Here is a 17,059-nt window from a genome sequence, read left to right as displayed (position 1 = left end):
GCCGGACGGACGCCGACGGACGGACAGGCACCGTCGGCACGGCTGACGGCGGCAGGGGCGGCGACCGGGTCGGCCACCGGGCAGGCGATGGGCACGAGGGTGGGGCCGGTGGTCATGGGGTGGCGGTCCTCTCCGGGACGGGGGTGGTAGGGGGTTGGGCCAGGCCGAGCAGCAGGGCCACGGTGGCCAGGGCGGCGTCCGCCCGGGGGAGGTCGGGGTCGGCGGCGAAGCCGGGGGCGGTGGCGGACGGGCGGGCCGGGGTGCGGCCGTCCGCCGTACCGGGGGCGCCGGCGCGGACCCGCTCACCGACCGTCCGCCGGACACCCGCCTCGAAGCCGGAGAAGGTACGGCGCAGCAGCGGCAGCACCTCGGTGAACGCCTCGGCCGGCACCCCTGCCAGCCAGCCGTCCAGCAGGCCGAGCAGCCGGTCGTCGTGGACCAGCAGCATGCCGCCGCCGGCCAGGAAGCCCTCCGCCCACCCGGCGGCGTCGGCCGGCCCGGACGCGGTGGACAGGGCGAGGCCCATCCGGCGGGCGGCCTCGTCGGTGTCGAGCCGACCGTCGTCCAGCAGCAGCCGGACGGCCCGGCCGCGCAGCAGCCCGGGGACGCCGGTGGCGGAGCCCCCGACGGGTTCCCGGTCGGCCAGCGAGTACAGGGCGGCCGCCCAGCGCTCGCGCACCCCGCCCGGCTCGGAGCCGTCGTCGAGCAGGCCGATCGCGTGGTGTACGGCGTCGAGGTGGGCCAGCATGGCGGTGGCCGCCTCACCGGCCAGCCCGGTGCAGGCGGGTGGCAGGCCCACGCACACCCGTACCGCCAGGCCCTCCGCGACGCCGCGCAGCGCCCCGGCGTCGGTGCCGCGCACATCGCCGTAGCGCAGCGCCCGGACCAGGGCGGGCAGGGCCTCCGCGAGGTGGGCCACGTCGGTGTCCAGTGCGGCGCGGTCGGCGAGCACCCGCATCACGGTGGGGAGTGCGTCGGGCAGGTCCGCCAGCAGGCAGTCCTCGGCCAGGGCGGTGACCTCGGCCAGCGTGGCGGCGTGTGTGGCGCCGTCCCGCGCCCTGGCGGTGGCGGCGGCGGACACGGTGGTGCCCCAGAGGGCGGCCTCCACGACGCGGACGGCCAGCTCCGGGTCCCACCGCAGGCGCCAGGACTCGCGGAAGGTGCCGGTGCTGCCGCCGACGGAGCGGGCCGGGGTGCCCCAGGGGATGCCGAGCAGGCGGAGCCGGTGCAGCAGGCGGCTGCGGGCGGCGCCGGACTCCTGGCGCAGATCCAGGTCGAGATCACGCTCGGCGGCCGTGGGCGGCAGGCGCAGGGTGCGCTGCTGCCGGGTGAGGTCGCGCTGTAGTGGCACGGCCGGGGCGCTTTCGGGCACCGTACCGAGGGCGTCCCCGACCACCAGGCGGTCGTGGACGAGGGTGAGCGGCACCTCGGAGCCGTCGGTCAGCACCGCGCGGACGGCGTCCAGGGTCTCGGTGAGGCCGGGGAGCGGGCGGCCGCGCATGGCGGCAAGGGTCTCCGCGAGCCGGACCGCCTCGATGACATGGGCGGAGGAGACCGGGTGGTCGGCCTCGCGCAGCAGCCCGGCGACGCGGGTCATCCAGCGGGCCAGTGGCCGGTCGGGGGCGGTGAAGAGGTGGTGGTACCAGCCGGGTGAGGCGATGCCCGCGCCGTAGCCGGTGTGCTGGGCCAGGCGGCGGTGCGTCCAGGGCACCCAGGTGATCTCGGTCCTGGGCCGCCGGGGAAGGGTGCGCAGCAGTGCGGTGTCGTGGGCGGCGGTGGGCATCCGCTCCAGGGCGGGGACGTGCCAGGCGCCGCAGACCACGGCGATCCGGCGGTGGCCGGCCCGGCGGGCCGCGCGGATCTCCCGGCGCATGTACGCCTCGCGCAGTGCCTCGTCCGGCAGGCCGGTCGGGCCGCCGCTGCCCGGGTCGGATTCGGCCGGGCCGCGCTCGCGCAGCACGGCCATGGCCTCGGAGAGGGCCCGGAAGGGGGCCAGGGCGTCGCCGTCCCGGTCGTGCTCCCGGGGCAGCCGGTGTTCGACGACGTCCTCCCACCAGCGCTCGGCGTCGTCATGCCCTGCGGCTCGGGCCAGTGCGGCGATCGGGTCCAGGGCGGCCGGGCCGGCCCCTGCACCGTCACCGGGGCCGTCTTCGGGCTCGGCGGCGAGGCCGGGCGGGGCGCTCCCCGGTGGCGCCCCGCCCGGCTGCTGCTCCCGTGCGGCGGCCAGCGCGAAGCCGTACGCCGCCGGGAGGTCGATGAAGCGGACGGGCGTACCCCACTCCACGGCGTGCCGGATCGCGACCCACTCCGGGGAGAAGGACGCGAACGGCCAGAACGCGGCCTGGGCCGGCTCGTCCACCACATGGGCCAGCAGGGCGACCGGCGGGACCATGTCCTGCTCCGCCGCCAGCGCGAGGATCGGGTCGGCCTCCGGCGGGCCCTCGATCAGCACCGCGTCCGGCGCCAGGGCGGCCAGGGCGGCGGCCACCGCGCGGGCGGAGCCCGGCCCGTGGTGCCGTACGCCGAGCACGGTGACCTGTGCGGCCCGGTCGGCGGTGGCCGCCGGGGCGGATCGTGCCATCGTCAGCCCACCTCCCGGCAGGCGCGGTAGAAGTCCTTCCAGCCGTCGCGCTCGCGCACCACGCCCTCCAGGTACTCCCGCCAGACCACCCGGTCGCCGGCCGGGTCGCGGACCACGGCACCGAGGACGCCCGAGGCCACGTCGGCGGGGCGCAGCACGCCGTCACCGAAGTGGGTGGCGAGCGCGGTGCCGTTGGCCAGCACCGATATCGCCTCGGCGGTGGAGAGGGTGCCGGTGGGCGACTTGACCTTGGTGCGGCCGTCGGCGGTGACGCCGTCGCGCAGCTCGCGGAAGACGGTGACGACCCGTCGGATCTCGGTCGCGCCGTCCGGCAGGTCGGGCAGGTCCAGGGAGCGGCCCAGCTGGCGGACCCGCCGGGTGACGATGTCGACCTCGTCCTCGATGGAGGCGGGCAGCGGCAGCACCACCGTGTTGAACCGGCGGCGCAGCGCGCTGGAGAGGTCGTTGACGCCCCGGTCGCGGTCGTTGGCGGTGGCGATGAGGTTGAAGCCGCGCACGGCCTGGGTCTCGGCGCCGAGCTCGGGGATCGGCAGGGTCTTCTCGGACAGGATGGTGATCAGGCTGTCCTGCACGTCCGCCGGGATGCGGGTCAGCTCCTCGACGCGGGCGATCTTGCCGTCCGCCATGGCGCGCATCACCGGCGACGGGACCAGCGCCTCCCGGCTGGGGCCGTGGGCGAGCAGCCGGGCGTAGTCCCAGCCGTAGCGGACGGCCTCCTCCGGGGTGCCGGCGGTGCCCTGCACCAGCAGCGTGGAGTCGCCGCTAACGGCGGCCGCCAGATGCTCCGACACCCAGGTCTTGGCGGTGCCGGGGACGCCGAGCAGCAGCAGGGCCCGGTCGGTGGCGAGGGTGCTGACGGCGACCTCGACCAGGCGGCGCGGGCCGACGTACTTGGGGCTGATGACGGTGCCGTCCGGCAGCTCGCCGCCCAGCAGATAGGTGGCGACGGCCCACGGGGAGAGCCGCCAGCGCTCGGGGCGCGGCCGGTCGTCGTGGGCGGCGAGGGCGGCCAGCTCCGCGGCGCAGGCGTCCTCGGCGTGCGGCCGCAGCACCTCGGTGGTGCCGGCGGTCGTCGCAGCGGTCGGTGCGGTCAACGGGGGCTCCTTCCAGCGGGTCGCCGGGCACACCTGTGGCAGGGCACCGCGGCGGCGGGTTCGATCGGGGAGCATCGGCAGAGGTCAGTCCATGGGCAGGCCGACCGGGAGGGCGCGGACGGGCCGCGCCGGAGTCGGTCGGTCCGACCTGCGTGGAACCACCATGCACCACACCACTGACAACGCCGCCGGGACGGCTTCGGCCGGGGGCGTTGTCAGTGGTGGTCGCTACGGTCGGGGTCATGTCGGTGACTTCGAACGACGTGCGGTGGACGGCGGACCAGGTGCTGGCGCTGGCTCCTGACGCCGCATCACGCAAGGCGGCGGCCAAGTTGTCCTCCCCCGCGCCCTGGTCCGGGGTGGGCGCCGGGGGCGGTGCGGTGTGGGGGGAGTGCAAAGGCAGCGGCAGCGCCGTCTACCGGACGGCGGTAGAGCCGTCCGTGCCCGCGTACTCATGCAGTTGCCCCAGCCGGAAGTTCCCGTGCAAGCACGCGCTGGGCCTGCTGCTGCTCTGGGCCGGCGGCCCCGGCGCGGTGCCGGACGCGGCCGAGCCCGCCGACTTCGCCGCGCAGTGGCTGGCGTCCCGCCGGGAGCGCGCGGCGGGGAAGGAGCAGCGGGAGGCCGCCCGCGCCGAGGCGGCCACGGCCGACCCGGCGGCGGCGCGGCGGCGGGCCGAGCGGCGGTCCGCGCGGGTCGCGGCGGGCGCGGCGGAGCTGCGGTTGCGGCTCACCGACCGGCTGCGCGGCGGGCTGGCCGGTGAGGAGCAGGCGGGCTACGGCGGCTGGGACGACGTGGCCGCCCGGATGGTCGACGCCCAAGCCCCCGGGCTGGCCTCGCTCACCCGGGGGCTGGCGGCGGTCCCGGCCTCCGGTCCGGGCTGGCCGGCCCGGCTGTTGGAGGAGTACGCCCTGCTTGACCTGCTGACCGGCGCATACGGCCGGCTGGACGGGCTGCCCGCGCCGCTGGCCGCCACCGTCCGCACCCGGGTCGGCTTCACCGTGGACAACGCGGAGGTGCTGCGCGGTCCGGCCGTGCGCGACCGCTGGCTGGTGCTGGGCGTCCGCGAGACCGCCGACGACCGGCTGACCACCCGTCGGCTGTGGCTGCGGGGGGCCGGCAGCGGCCGCCTCGCCCTGCTGCTCTCCTTCGGACGGCCGGGCCAGGCTCCCGAACTCGCCCTGCCCACCGGCCTGGTGCTGGAGGCCGACATCGCCCACCACCCGGGCGCGCGGCCTCTGCGGGCGGCGCTCGGCACCCGCCACGCGCCTCCCGCTCCCCCGGAGCCCGGGGAGGCGGTGCCGCCCGGCGTCACGGTCGGCCGGGCGATGGCGGAGTACGGCGCCGCGCTGGCCGAGGACCCCTGGCTGGACTCCTGGCCCGTGGTGCTCACCGATGTGGTGCCGGTGCCGGGCCCGGACGGCTGGCGACTGGTGGACGGCGACGGCCGCGAGCAGATACCGGTGCCCCGCCCGGCGGCGGGCGGCGGAGTGGGGGCCGGGCTCTGGCTGCTGGCCGCCGTCTCCGGCGGGCGCCCGGTGACCGTCTTCGGAGAGTGCGGCCACCGGGGCTTCAACCCGGTGACCGTCTGGGACGCGGAGGGCACCGCGACGGGGGTCTGCCGATGACCCGTCGACAACGCGGCACGGCCCGCGCCCCGACACCACCGGCCGACGGCCGGCACCGCCCCCGGTCGGCGCGACCCGGCCGCACGCCCGTACGGCAGCACCTTCCACCGAAGGCGGCGTCGGGCCACCGGGGCACGACCGGCCGACGGCCAGGACCGCAGTCGGTCGGCGGCGTTCCCGGCCGAGCGCCCGTACGGCAGGAGCGCCTGACCCAAGGCACCGGTGGCCACCGGCCGGTACGGCCCCGACCGGGCACCCGTGCGGCAGCCACCAGGCGCGCGGCCCGCGCTCGGGCACGGCCTGAAGGCGACCGCCACCGGGCGGCACCGCGCCGACCCGACGACCCGACGGCCCGGCAGCCGGACAGCCCGACAGCCGGACGGCGGCCGGCCGCCGCGCCGGTTGCCCGGCCGGGTGGTGGACCGCACACACCTACTCCGCCCGGCTGAGCCGGGCGGCCGGATCACGCAGGAGGTACCCATGACCGCACAGCAGCTCCCGGCGGTACGGCCGCCGCAGGCCGGGGAGTGGGAGGAGCTGGTGGCCGCCGCGCTGCTGGGGACGGAGCGGCGGCCGGTGCCCGGCTCCGCCGACTCGGCCGCCGCACTGCTCACCCGGGCCGCGCTGAGCACCGTGCACCGGCGGGCCGGGCTGCGACCGGCCCCCGCCGAGCCGCTGCCCGGACCGGCGCCGGAAGACCCCCGGCCACCGCTCCCCGAACCGGCCCGGCGGCGGCTCGCCCTGCTGCTCGCGGACCGGGGCGGCACGGCCGGGGCCAACCTGGTCGAGCTGCTGCCGCAGTGGCTGGCCACCGCCCGAGCCCGTGGCTACCGGCTGCCCGCGCCACTGGTGCCCGCGCTGCTGGACACCGCCAGGGCCCGCAGCGAGCTGCGCGCGGACGCGGTCGCGCTCGCCGGTCCGCTGGGCCACTGGCTGGCCGCACGCAACCCCGACTGGCGCTTTGTGCTGCGTACCGTCCCGGAGGCACCGGCCACCGCCGAGCAGCCGGGCGACGGGACCGGGATCTGGCACGAGGGCCTGTTCGCGGAGCGGGTCACCCAGCTGACCCGGCTGCGCCGCCGCGACCCGGCCGCCGCACTGGAGTTGCTGCGCTCCACCTGGGCCACCGAGCGGGCCGAGGACCGGCTGCTCTTCCTGGACGCACTCCAGGAGCGGCTCTCCAGCGCCGACGAGCCGTTCCTGGAAGCCGCACTCGGTGACCGCAGCAAGAACGTCCGGCTGACGGCGGCCGAGCTGCTCTCCACCCTGCCGGGTTCGGCGCTGGCCGCCCGGATGGCGGACCGCGCCCGCGCCGCCGTCCGGCTGCGGCCGGGGCCCACCGGGGCCGCCCTCACCGTCCGGCCGCCCGACGAGTGCGACGCGGCGATGCAGCGGGACGGCATAGCCCCGAAGTCCCCCACCGGGCGCGGCGAGCGGGCCTGGTGGCTCGGGGAGATCGTGGCCGCCGCCCCGCTGCCGCTCTGGGCGGAGCTGACCGGGCTCGACCCCGGGCAGCTGCTGGCACTGCCGGTGGACGACGGCTGGGGCGACGACCTGCGGGAAGCCTGGGCCCGTGCCGCCGTACGGCAGCACGACAGCGACTGGGCCCGCGCGCTGCTCGGGCCGGCGCCCCGGCCGACCGACGGCGCCGGGCGGTCCGCCGGGGCACCGGCGAAGCTGCTCGCCGTACTGCCGCCGGAGGAGCGGGCGGCCTGGGCGGCGGCGTTCGTGGCAGCCCACGGGCTCGGGGACGCCTTCCAACTGCTGAGCGCCTGCACCGTGCCCTGGTCGCCCCGGCTGGGCGCCACCGTGGTGGGCGCCCTGGCCAGGGCCGCCGGTTCGGGGGCCTATCCATGGAGCCACAGCGGGGTGCTGGGGATGGCCGAGCGGGCCCTCGCCCCGGCGGCCGCCGACGAGGTGGAGGCGCTGGTGGCGGCCGCCGAGGGCGGCGCCGCGTGGACGGAGACCTTCGCCCGGCTGGCCGGCACGCTGCGTTTCCGCGCGGCGATGCTAGCCGAGCTCGGCTGAGCAGCGGCGACGGCGATGGTGCGGGGACCGCCCCCGTCAGGCGGCCGGCTGGGTACGCAGATTGGCCTCGACCCAGGCGACCACATCGCGGGTGGAGGTGCCCGGGGTGAAGATGTCCGCGACGCCCATGGCCTTGAGCTGCGGGACGTCGTCGTCGGGGATGATGCCGCCGATGAAGACCTTGATGTCGGCCGCGTCCTTCTCCTTCAGCAGCTCCACCACCTTGGCGCAGAGCGTCATATGGGCACCGGAGAGGATCGACAGGCCGATGCCGTCGGCGTCCTCCTGGATCGCGGTGTCCACGATCTGCTGCGGGGTCTGGTGCAGACCGGTGTAGATGACCTCCATACCGGCGTCGCGCAGCGCACGTGCGATGACCTTGGCCCCACGGTCGTGGCCGTCGAGACCCGGCTTGGCGACCACTACGCGGATCGGTCCGGACACTCCCATTCCTGCCTCCAGAGCTTCACGAGAACGCGGTGGGTCCCGCACATGCCAGGTGCCCGGTTAACGGGCGATAACAAACCTTGGAGGGAGGGTAGCGCCCACCGCGCCGGGGCGCTGTTCCACGGTCCACGGGGAGGGCAAAGTCACAGCGGGCGGCTGCGCCCCGCACCCGCACCGCCGACCGCCGGCCGCCCGGGGGCGCGACGCGGCCCGTTCGCCCGTCTGGACCATTCGGGGTGGAAACGGTGAGCGCCCCGCCGACCGGCCGCCCCCGGCCGTGGCCGAGGAGTCGGGTGCGGCTCCCCGCCGGGTCCGGCGGCGGCGCCGGCCGCCGCTGCGGAGGCGCCCGCAACCGCAGGTCACGGCCGAACGGCGGTCGATCCGGGACCGCGATCCGGCGGGCACCCGGGCCGTCCGATTCAGCACGTTTTCTGACGGGGCGACAGCTCCCGTACGGGCGGTGCCGGGTGTCCGATCGGCCGGTGCGGTGAGTCCCGTCCCCGGCAAAAGATTGTCGCCGGTCCACCTCCGGGGATACAGTCGCCGCTGATTCCCTTGCTGTCGAGGCGAAAGTGGAGCCAGTGGCATACGAAGGCCATGGTGCCGGGGCGGTCTTCCCGCCCCCTGTCGCCCCTGACCCCTCGTATGCGGAGACCTCCTACGACGCCACCGGCACCTGGTACGGCTACGGGGAGATGACGGCGGAGCAGACCGGCGGCTGGGCGGCCGACCCCGGCCGGCAGGCCGCCGCCGCGACCACCTACGGCTACGGCACGTACGCCGCAGACCCGACCGCGACCGCCGTCTGGGACAGCACCGCCTTCGCCTCGCCGGACACCACCGGCCACCAGTACGGCGCCCAGGACCTCTACGGCGGCACCGGGTACGGCGAGTACCCGGCAGGCACCGGGCCCGCCCAGGACGGGGTGTACGGCTACCAGGCGTACGCCGGGTACGACACCGCCCCGACCACCGGCACGGGGTACGCCGCCGAGTACGGCACCCACTCCGGCCAGGGCACGCCGCAGGAGGCCGCGCCGACCGGGTACGACACCGCTGCCACCGGCTACGGCGAGGCCCACTACCAGGCGACCGGGTACGACACCTCGCACTACGGGGCAGCCGGGTACGACACCATTCCGCACCAGGCGGCCCCGTACGACACGGCCCAGTTCGAGACCACGCAGTTCGAGACGGCCCAGTTCGAGACGGCCCAGTTCGACGAGACCGCGCAGTTCGAGGCCGCCCACTTCGACGAGACCGCGCAGTTCGAAGCGGCCCCGTACGACACGGCCGAGTTCGACCTGTCCCAGTTCGACCCCGCCGACCACCCCGAGCACGCCGGTCACCCCGAGCACCCGGACGCCGCAGCCCCCGCCGACCACCCCGGCCCGGCCGACGCCCCCGAACCCCCCGCAGCCGGGCACCCCGCCCCCGAACCCCCCACCCGGGTCGTGGCCCCCGGCGGCGGCCGCGCCGCCGCCCGCGCCGCCCGGGGCAAGCCCCGCACCGCCCGGCGGTCCGCGCTGCTCACCATCGCCGTCCCCTCGGTCGCCGTGATGGGCGTGGCCGCCGCAGCCGCCGTCTCGGTGAGCGCCCCCGACCAGAGCCCGTCGCACGAGACGGCGGCCGGAGCGTCCGACTCGACGGCCCTCGCACAGCAGCAGGTCACCACCGCCTCCTCCAAGCTGGACACCCAGCTGGCCGGACTGCGCAAGAACGCCGACGACTTCGCCGGCCGGGTCAGCCGCGACCAGGCGCGGATCGACCTGAAGAAGCGCCAGGCCGACGAGAAGAAGCGCAAGGAGGAGGCGCGCCCCAAGTTCGTACTGCCGGTGAAGCAGCACGGCCTCTCCGCCACCTTCGGCATGGCCGGCACCCACTGGGCGGCGCTGCACACCGGTATCGACTTCCCGGTCAGCTGGGGCACCAGCGTCCACGCGGCGACCGACGGCACCGTGCGCACCCAGTGGAACTCGGCGTACGGCTACATGGTGATCGTCACCGCGTCGGACGGCTCGGAGACCTGGTACTGCCACCTCAGCTCGTACAAGATCCGCTCGGGCAAGGTGAAGGCCGGCGACGTGATCGCCTACTCCGGCAGCAGCGGCAACAGCACCGGCCCGCACATGCACTTCGAGGTCCACCCCGGCGGCGAGGGCGCCCCCGCGGTGGACCCGATCCCGTGGCTGCTGGAGCACGGGCTCGACCCGCGCTGAGCAGCCCCGCCGACCGGGCCCACCGGTGATCGTCCGCTACAGCTTCTCCACCGGCGCGTAGCGCAGCAGCAGCCGCTTCCTGCCGGTCGCCCCGAAGTCGATGGTCGCCTGCGCCTTGTCACCGACCCCGGTGGCCTCGACCACGGTGCCCAGCCCGAAGGTGTCATGGCTGACCCGGTCGCCCACGGCCAGCGCCACCACCTCCCGCTCCTGCACCCGCCGCGCCGACTTGCCCCAGCCCGCCCGGGGCGCTGCCGCCGACCCGCCACGCGCACCGCCGACACCGCCCACCACGCCGCTGGACGGCGGCGCGGCAGCGGCGCCGGACCGCTTCCAGTCGACCAGCTGCGCCGGGATCTCCTCCAGGAAGCGCGACGCCGGGTTGTACGAGGGCTGGCCCCAGGCGCTGCGCATCACCGAGCGGGTCAGATACAGCCGCTCCCGGGCCCGGGTCACCCCGACGTAGGCGAGCCGCCGCTCCTCCTCCAGCTCCTTGGCCTGGCCGAGCGCCCGCATGTGCGGGAAGACGCCGTCCTCCATGCCGGTGAGGAAGACCACCGGGAACTCCAGGCCCTTGGCGGTGTGCAGGGTCATCAGGGTGATGACGCCCTGCGCCTCGCCTTCCTCGGTGTCGGGGATCTGGTCCGAGTCCGCGACCAGCGCCACCCGCTCCAGGAAGTCGGACAGGGTGCCGCCGCTGTCCTCCTGGGCGGCGCTCTCCTGCTCGAACTCCAGCGCGACGGCGGCCAGCTCCTGGAGGTTCTCGATCCGGGTCTCGTCCTGCGGATCGGTCGACGCCTGGAGCTCCGCCAGGTAGCCGGTCTCCTCCAGCACCGCCTCCAGCACGGTGGCGGGCCCGGCGCCGCTCTCCGCGATGCCGCGCAGCTTCGCCAGCAGCTCGTTGAACTTCCGTACCGCGTTGGCCGAGCGGGCGGCCATGCCGTACGCCTCGTCCACCCGGCGCAGCGCCTGGGCGAAGGGAATCCGCTCGCGCAGCGCCAGCGCGTCGATCATCGCCTCGGCGCGGTCCCCGATGCCGCGCTTGGGAACGTTGAGGATGCGGCGCAGCGGCACGGTGTCCTCGGGGTTGGCCAGCACCCGCAGGTACGCGAGGACGTCGCGGACCTCCTTGCGCTCGTAGAAGCGCACCCCGCCAACCACCTTGTACGGCAGGCCGACCCGGATGAACACCTCCTCGAAGACCCGGGACTGCGCGTTGGTGCGGTAGAAGACCGCGACGTCGCCGGGCCTGGCCTCGCCCGCGTCGGTCAGCCGGTCGATCTCCTCCGCGATGAACTGCGCCTCGCCGTGCTCGTCGTCCGCGACATAGCCGACGATCCCGGCGCCGTCGTCGCCCGCCGTCCAGAGGTTCTTCGGGCGGCGGTTGGTGTTGCGCTCGATGACCGCGTTGGCCGCGCTGAGGATGGTCTGGGTGGAGCGGTAGTTCTGCTCCAGCAGGATGGTGGTGGCGTCCGGGTAGTCCTCCTCGAACTGGAGGATGTTGCGGATCGTGGCACCCCGGAAGGCGTAGATCGACTGGTCGGCGTCGCCCACCACGCACAGCTCGGCCGGCGGCAGCTGCGCCGGCCCCTCGGCCGCCGGGTTGACCAGGTCGCCGTCCACCGTCCGCTTGGGCGCCTGGCCGACGGCGCCGCCGGTCAGCTCGCGAACCAGCATGTACTGGGCGTGGTTGGTGTCCTGGTACTCGTCCACCAGGATGTGCCGGAACCGCCGCCGGTAGTGCTCCGCCACGTCGGGGAACGCCTGGAGCAGGTGCACCGCCGTCATGATGATGTCGTCGAAGTCCAGCGCGTTGGCCTCCCGCAGCCGCCGCTGGTAGAGCGCGTACGCCTCGGCCAGCTTGCGCTCCATGGGGTTGGCCGCCTGGCCGGCGTAGGTCTCCTCGTCGATCAGCTCGTTCTTGAGGTTGGAGACCTTGGCCGTGAAGGACTTCGGCGGGAACTGCTTGGGGTCCAGATCCAGATCCCGGCAGACCAGGGCCATCAGCCGCTGCGCGTCGGCCGCGTCGTAGATCGAGAAGCTGGAGGTGAAGCCCAGCCGCTTGCTCTCCCGGCGCAGGATGCGGACACAGGCGCTGTGGAAGGTGGAGACCCACATCGCCCTGGCCTGCGGGCCGACCAGTTGCTCGACCCGCTCCCGCATCTCGCCGGCGGCCTTGTTGGTGAAGGTGATCGCCAGGATCTCGCCGGGCCGCACCCCGCGCTCGGCCAGCAGATGGGCGATCCGGTGGGTGAGCACCCGGGTCTTGCCGGAGCCCGCGCCGGCCACGATGAGCAGCGGCGAACCAGAGTGCACCACGGCCTCGCGCTGCTGCGGATTCATCCCGTCCAGCAGCTGCGCCGGGTCGATCACCGTGCGTGGCGCGCCATTGCCGTGGTACGCGTCCCGCTGGACCGGGCCGTTGAAGTCGCCCTGGAAGAGGTCGGCCGGAATGGCCTCCTCGTACGGAGCCGCCTCGTCGTACGGGGCGAAGCCGTCCTCCTCCGGGGGAGGCGGCTCGTCGGCGGCCGCGAAGGCCGCGTACCGGGCAGGGGCCGCCGACCCTGCGGTGGGGCCGTCGAGGCCGGGCAGCGGGATGTCGTCAAAGAGGCTACTCATCGCTCACCGAGTCTATGACCTGCCTGCGACAGCGGGCCGCCGCTCCGCTCATCCCAGCCGCGCCCGCACCACCAGCTCGTGCAGTTCCCGGTGGCCGCGCTGCTCGGCGGGCAGCGTGCTGTCCCGCTGCGCCTGGTCCAGCTCGGCCCCCAGCGCCTCCACCGCGTCGCGCAGCCGCTCCGGCGTCGGCGCCCCGGGCAGCTCGCCGCGCAGCCCCTGCTCCGCCGTCGCCTTGGCGGCGATCAGCTGCCCGAGGTACGGCGGCGCGGACGGCACCTCGGCCGCCAGCGTCGGCAGATGGGCCAGCACCTCGCCGCTGCGCATCAGGTGGATGCCGGTGAGCAGCGCGCGGAAGGTGTAGAGCAGCGGCTTCAGCTCGTCGCTGCGCTCGAACAGCCGCCACTGGGTGCGGGCGAAGCCCCGGTAGTGGTGACCGTGGTGGCGGGTCAGCACCAGCGGCGCCAGCGCGGCCAGCTCGGCGTGCACCGGGGTGGTGCGCAGCACCAGCGGGGAGAGTAGCTGCTCCAGGACGTAGCCGTTGCGCCGCAGCATCAACCGGGCGTACTTGGCCAGGTCATGGGTGACCAGGTCCAGTTCGACGCCCTCGCGCAGCCACATCCGGCTCTGGGTGTCGCGGGGCGTCTCCAGGCCGATCAGCGCCTCGACCGGCAGCAGGTGCGCGCCGCGCAGGTCCACGTCCGAGTCGGTGGACGGGAAGCCGTACAGGTGGGCGCCGGAGACCGAGGCGAAGACCAGCGGCTCCGCCACCTCCTCCGCCAGCACCTCACCGAGCTCGGGCACCCCCGCCGCCGCGAGCCTCTCCTTCACCACTGCCGCCGTCGTCCCGGTCGTCATGCGCTCACCCTCTCGCCGTCCAGTGTCCGGCGCCGCACCGAGACCAGCCACTCCTCCACCCGCCCGGCATCCGGCTCGGCGGGCAGCGGGCTGGTCGGCAGGGCGGAGTCGACCCGCCGGACGAGCCGGTCGCGCCAGGCGCAGACCTCGTCCCAGCCGACCTCGCCCCGGCCGACGGCCAGCAGCCGTTCGCGGTCGGCGCCGACGTCCAGCCGCATCGTCCCGGTCTCCAGCAGGTGGGCGCAGCCGGTCAGCAGCCGCAGCAGATGCAGCAGGTGCTTGCCCCTGGGCTGCTCGCCACGGGCACGGCGGGCGTCGGCTCGGGCGAACTGGGCGTCCGCGTAGCGGACGTGGGTCTGGTGCGCCCGGCGGGAGAGGAAGGCCGGGGCCAGCTCGCGCAGCTCGGCCCCCAGCGGGGTGGTGCGCTCGACCAGCGGGGAGTGCAGCACTTCGAGGACGTTGGGATTGGCGGTCAGCGCCAGCCCGCAGAACCGCTCGACCTCCCAACTGAACTGCTCGTCCTGCGGCCCCGCCATGTGCGGCGGCGGCTTCTCCAGCCGCCAGAGCCAGGAGGCGGGCGTCACATAGACGCCGCGCCGATCGGTGTCGGACGCCTCGGTGGCCAGCCCGAACGCATGCGAGCCCACGACCACCGAGAGGACGGTGTGGTCGGTGACCAGCTGCTCCCAGCGCTGCATGCGGGCCATCGTGGCGTGCCGCGCACGGTCGGCGCCAGCAGATTTCGGGGCGGCGGGCCAGGGGCGACGGGCCAGGGGCGACGGGCCGGGGTGGCGGCGGCCCGGGGTGGCGGCGGCCCGGGGCGGCTCAGGTCCAGAGGGTGGCGATGAAGATGTTGGCGGCGGTCAGGCCGCCGATCGCGCCGACCACGCCGCCGGCCGGCTTGTCCTCGTCGCGGTAGACCCAGACCAGCAGCAGGATGACCACCAGCAGGGCAAGCTTCACGCCGATCTTGACCATGTTGGGGTGGTGGTCGTCGGCGTCGTTCAGGCCCACCAGCGCCATGCCGGTGACCAGCATGGTCAGCGCGCCGTGCACCATCGCCGGCACCACCCGGGCACCGCCCGCCTTCAGGGCCTTGAGCTGGGTGAGGAACCCGCCCAGCAGGGCGGCTATGCCGATGATGTGCAGGGCGACGAAGATGTTGATGAGGACGTCCACCCGGCCGATCGTACTCAGCCGCCCCCGGCCGCCCGGCCGCGCCCCCGGGGCGGCCGGGGCCGAGAGCGCGGGCCGGGCCAGGCGGCGGGTTCAGACCAGGCAGCGGGTTCAGACCAGGCGGCGCGCGGTGGCCCAGCGGGTCAGCTCGTGCCGGTTGCTCAGCTGGAGCTTGCGCAGCACCGCCGACACATGGCTCTCCACCGTCTTCACCGAGATGAACAGCTGCTTGGCGATCTCCTTGTACGCGTACCCCCGGGCGATCAGCCGCAGCACCTCCCGCTCCCGCTGGGTGAGCCGGTCCAGGTCCTCGTCCACCGGCGGGGTGTCGGTCGCCGCGAAGGCGTCCAGGACGAACCCGGCCAGCCGGGGCGAGAACACCGCGTCGCCGTCCCCCACCCGGAAGACCGCCGCCACCAGGTCGGACCCGGTGATGGTCTTGGTCACATAGCCGCGCGCACCGCCCCGGATCACCCCGATCACGTCCTCCGCCGCGTCCGAGACCGACAGCGCCAGGAAGCGCACCGCCGCCGCGCCGTCCGCGCCCTCGGTCATCAGCGGCGCGCAGCGGCGCAGCACCTCCACCCCGCCGCCGCCGGGCAGGTGGACGTCGAGCAGCACCACGTCCGGCCGGGTGGCGGTGACCACGGCGACCGCCTGCTCCACGTCGTCGGCCTCCCCGACCACGTCGATGCCGGTCCGCGCGGTCTCCCCGATCTCGGCCCGTACGCCGGTGCGGAACATCCGGTGGTCGTCGACGAGCACCACCCGGGCCCTGCGGACCTGCCCCGCCCCGACCGCTTCCTCGGTCCCGCTCATCCGTCAGCCCTCTCCATCTCCAGCTCGACCTCGGTGCCGCCGGCCGGGGCGGGCCGCACCCGCGCCTGCCCGCCGTTGCGCCGCATCCGGCCGATGATCGACTCCCGTACGCCCATCCGGTCCTCCGGCACCGCCTCCGGGTCGAATCCGGGACCGCGGTCGCGTACGAACACCCATACGATCCTCCCCTCGACCTCAGCGTAGACCTGGACCGGTCCCCCGCCACCGTACTTGGCCGCGTTCACCATGGCCTCACGCGCGGCCTGCATCTGCGCCGTGAGCCGCTCGTCCATCGGGCAGTCACCGACGCAGACCACCTCCACCGGCACCCCGTGCAGGTCCTCCACCTCGGCGGCGACCTTGCGCACCCGCTCGGCCAGCGTGTCCGGCGTCTCCGCCGCCGCCTCCGGCCGGTACAGCCAGACCCGCAGCTCACGCTCCTGCGCGCGGGCCAGCCTGGCCACCTCCTTGGCGTCCTCCGCGTGCCGCTGGATCAGGGTGAGGGTGTGCAGCACCGAGTCATGGACGTGCGCCGCGATCTCGGCCCGCTCCTGGGCCCGAATCCGCTCCCGGCGCTCGGTGCCCAGGTCCTGCCACATCCGCAGCGCGTACGGGCCGATCAGCACCAGCACCCCGGCCAGCACCGCGAGCGACGCCTCCAGCACCGCGCCGAGCTGGGTCTCCGAACCCTGGAGCACCAGCAGGCCGATGATGCCGGCCGCCACCAGCACCACCCCGGCGACCACCCGCATCACGGCGGTGCCGCGCTTGCTGCCGTCCAGACCGAACCAGCGCTGCCACCGCGAGTCGTCGGCCTGCCGCCACACCAGGGCGACGCCCACCCCGATGGTCAGCAGCGGCCAGACGTACGGCTTGGCGGCCTGGATGTGCAGCGCGTTGAGCAGCGCCAGGATGCCCACCACCACGGCGAGCAGCGCCACCAGCTGTCCCAGGTTCTCCCGGCTGGCGCGGCCCTGCGGGGCGGCGGCGGGAGCGGCGGCCGGGTCCGGCGGCAGGCCGAAGGACTCGCCCTGGAACGTCCGCTGCAACCCCTCCCGCAGCCTGCCGATCCAGCCCCGGCCGCCCTTGCGCAGCGGCTCGCCGCCGCGACCGGGCACGAAGGCGCCGCCGACGTACGCCCAGTCGCCGGGCCCGCTGCCGCGCACCGGCTCACCGATGCCGATCGGCACCACGAACCAGAAGGCGGCGTAGAGCAGCACCCCCATGCCGTCCGCGAAGAACAGCAGGACGAAGGCGGCCCGCACCCAGGCCACCGGCAGCCCCAGGTGCACCGCCAGCCCGCCGGCCACCCCGCCCACCATCCGCCGCTCCGGGCTGCGGTAGAGCTTCCGGTACGGCGGCTGCGCCTCCGGCTCGGGCTTCGCGGCGGTGGCACCGCCGCCGGGCGCGCCGGAGTGCCCACCGGCGCCGGACGGCACTGCGGGCTCGGGAGGGATCGGGCCGGGCGGGTCCGGCCGGGACGGGGCTGGGCCGGACAGGGCTGAGTCGGACAGGGCTGGGTCGGCCGGGGCCGGGCCTGCGGGGGGTTCGGTGCCGGGTGCTGCCACGCCACCG

At 75.5% G+C, this 17,059-nt stretch carries 12 protein-coding genes; 3 read left to right on the top strand and 9 right to left on the bottom strand.

Going from position 1 to position 17,059, the window contains the following annotated elements:
- Positions 1 to 112: 112 nt before the first annotated feature.
- Entirely contained in the window at positions 113 to 2,581 is a 2,469-nt protein-coding gene (locus ACIQGZ_RS14040) for a DUF5682 family protein (RefSeq protein ID WP_402601726.1), read from the bottom strand.
- A 2-nt stretch (positions 2,582 to 2,583) separates the two neighbouring features.
- On the bottom strand, positions 2,584 to 3,771 hold the full coding sequence (locus ACIQGZ_RS14035; protein ID WP_402601725.1) for an AAA family ATPase: 1,188 nt from the start codon (positions 3,769 to 3,771) through the stop codon (positions 2,584 to 2,586).
- Between the two features lie 167 nt (positions 3,772 to 3,938).
- Here ACIQGZ_RS14035 and ACIQGZ_RS14030 point away from each other — a divergent pair, with 167 nt between their 5' ends.
- Together ACIQGZ_RS14030 and ACIQGZ_RS14025 are read left to right on the top strand one after the other, a co-directional pair.
- Complete coding sequence (locus ACIQGZ_RS14030; RefSeq protein WP_402601724.1) at positions 3,939 to 5,321, top strand: SWIM zinc finger family protein; 1,383 nt, start codon at positions 3,939 to 3,941, stop codon at positions 5,319 to 5,321.
- Positions 5,322 to 5,801: 480 nt separating this feature from the next.
- Positions 5,802 to 7,349, top strand: coding sequence for a DUF5691 domain-containing protein (locus ACIQGZ_RS14025; protein ID WP_402601723.1), 1,548 nt, complete (start codon positions 5,802 to 5,804; stop codon positions 7,347 to 7,349).
- 36 nt (positions 7,350 to 7,385) lie between these two features.
- Here the strand turns inward: ACIQGZ_RS14025 and ACIQGZ_RS14020 are convergent, their stop codons facing one another.
- Positions 7,386 to 7,799 (bottom strand): cobalamin B12-binding domain-containing protein, encoded by a 414-nt coding sequence (locus ACIQGZ_RS14020; protein WP_402601722.1) that lies wholly within the window; start codon positions 7,797 to 7,799, stop codon positions 7,386 to 7,388.
- Between the two features lie 578 nt (positions 7,800 to 8,377).
- On the opposite strand from ACIQGZ_RS14020, the gene ACIQGZ_RS14015 reads away from it, so the two are divergent.
- Complete coding sequence (locus tag ACIQGZ_RS14015; RefSeq protein ID WP_402601721.1) at positions 8,378 to 10,015, top strand: peptidoglycan DD-metalloendopeptidase family protein; 1,638 nt, start codon at positions 8,378 to 8,380, stop codon at positions 10,013 to 10,015.
- A 36-nt stretch (positions 10,016 to 10,051) separates the two neighbouring features.
- Here the strand turns inward: ACIQGZ_RS14015 and pcrA are convergent, their stop codons facing one another.
- The 6 genes from pcrA to ACIQGZ_RS13985 form a co-directional block, all read right to left on the bottom strand.
- Positions 10,052 to 12,634: a DNA helicase PcrA gene (pcrA, locus tag ACIQGZ_RS14010; protein ID WP_402601719.1), complete on the bottom strand. Its 2,583-nt coding sequence runs from the start codon at positions 12,632 to 12,634 to the stop codon at positions 10,052 to 10,054.
- 48 nt (positions 12,635 to 12,682) lie between these two features.
- The gene (locus ACIQGZ_RS14005; RefSeq protein ID WP_402601718.1) at positions 12,683 to 13,489 is read right to left on the bottom strand and encodes a DNA polymerase beta superfamily protein; all 807 of its coding nucleotides are present in this window, start codon (positions 13,487 to 13,489) and stop codon (positions 12,683 to 12,685) included.
- Positions 13,486 to 14,262 carry a DNA polymerase beta superfamily protein gene (locus ACIQGZ_RS14000; RefSeq protein ID WP_402601982.1) on the bottom strand — a complete coding sequence of 259 codons (777 nt, stop codon included), beginning with the start codon at positions 14,260 to 14,262 and terminating at the stop codon, positions 13,486 to 13,488. Before ACIQGZ_RS14000 ends, ACIQGZ_RS14005 begins: the two co-directional genes overlap by 4 nt.
- 52 nt (positions 14,263 to 14,314) lie before the next feature.
- Complete coding sequence (locus ACIQGZ_RS13995; protein ID WP_402601716.1) at positions 14,315 to 14,668, bottom strand: hypothetical protein; 354 nt, start codon at positions 14,666 to 14,668, stop codon at positions 14,315 to 14,317.
- 108 nt (positions 14,669 to 14,776) lie between these two features.
- Positions 14,777 to 15,484 carry a LuxR C-terminal-related transcriptional regulator gene (locus ACIQGZ_RS13990; protein WP_402601714.1) on the bottom strand — a complete coding sequence of 236 codons (708 nt, stop codon included), beginning with the start codon at positions 15,482 to 15,484 and terminating at the stop codon, positions 14,777 to 14,779.
- Positions 15,481 to 16,806, bottom strand: coding sequence for a PspC domain-containing protein (locus ACIQGZ_RS13985; RefSeq protein ID WP_402601980.1), 1,326 nt, complete (start codon positions 16,804 to 16,806; stop codon positions 15,481 to 15,483). Before ACIQGZ_RS13985 ends, ACIQGZ_RS13990 begins: the two co-directional genes overlap by 4 nt.
- Between the last annotated feature and the right edge of the window lie 253 nt (positions 16,807 to 17,059).

The sequence above is a fragment of the Streptomyces sp. NPDC092296 genome, assembly GCF_044755465.1.
Taxonomy (GTDB): Bacteria; Actinomycetota; Actinomycetes; order Streptomycetales; family Streptomycetaceae; genus Peterkaempfera.
This window is presented reverse-complemented; position numbering and strand designations above follow the sequence as displayed.

Bases quoted from the DNA above. Each gene is read 5' to 3' on its own strand.
- ACIQGZ_RS13985 (WP_402601980.1), bottom strand. From the start codon at position 16,806: ATGGTGGGCGGGGTGGCCGGCGGGCTGGCGGTGCACCTGGGGCTGCCG.
- ACIQGZ_RS14040 (WP_402601726.1), bottom strand. From the start codon at position 2,581: ATGGCACGATCCGCCCCGGCGGCCACCGCCGACCGGGCCGCACAGGTC.
- ACIQGZ_RS14025 (WP_402601723.1), top strand. From the start codon at position 5,802: ATGACCGCACAGCAGCTCCCGGCGGTACGGCCGCCGCAGGCCGGGGAG.
- ACIQGZ_RS14030 (WP_402601724.1), top strand. From the start codon at position 3,939: ATGTCGGTGACTTCGAACGACGTGCGGTGGACGGCGGACCAGGTGCTG.
- ACIQGZ_RS13990 (WP_402601714.1), bottom strand. From the start codon at position 15,484: ATGAGCGGGACCGAGGAAGCGGTCGGGGCGGGGCAGGTCCGCAGGGCC.
- ACIQGZ_RS14035 (WP_402601725.1), bottom strand. From the start codon at position 3,771: ATGCTCCCCGATCGAACCCGCCGCCGCGGTGCCCTGCCACAGGTGTGC.
- ACIQGZ_RS14020 (WP_402601722.1), bottom strand. From the start codon at position 7,799: ATGGGAGTGTCCGGACCGATCCGCGTAGTGGTCGCCAAGCCGGGTCTC.
- pcrA (WP_402601719.1), bottom strand. From the start codon at position 12,634: ATGAGTAGCCTCTTTGACGACATCCCGCTGCCCGGCCTCGACGGCCCC.
- ACIQGZ_RS14005 (WP_402601718.1), bottom strand. From the start codon at position 13,489: ATGACGACCGGGACGACGGCGGCAGTGGTGAAGGAGAGGCTCGCGGCG.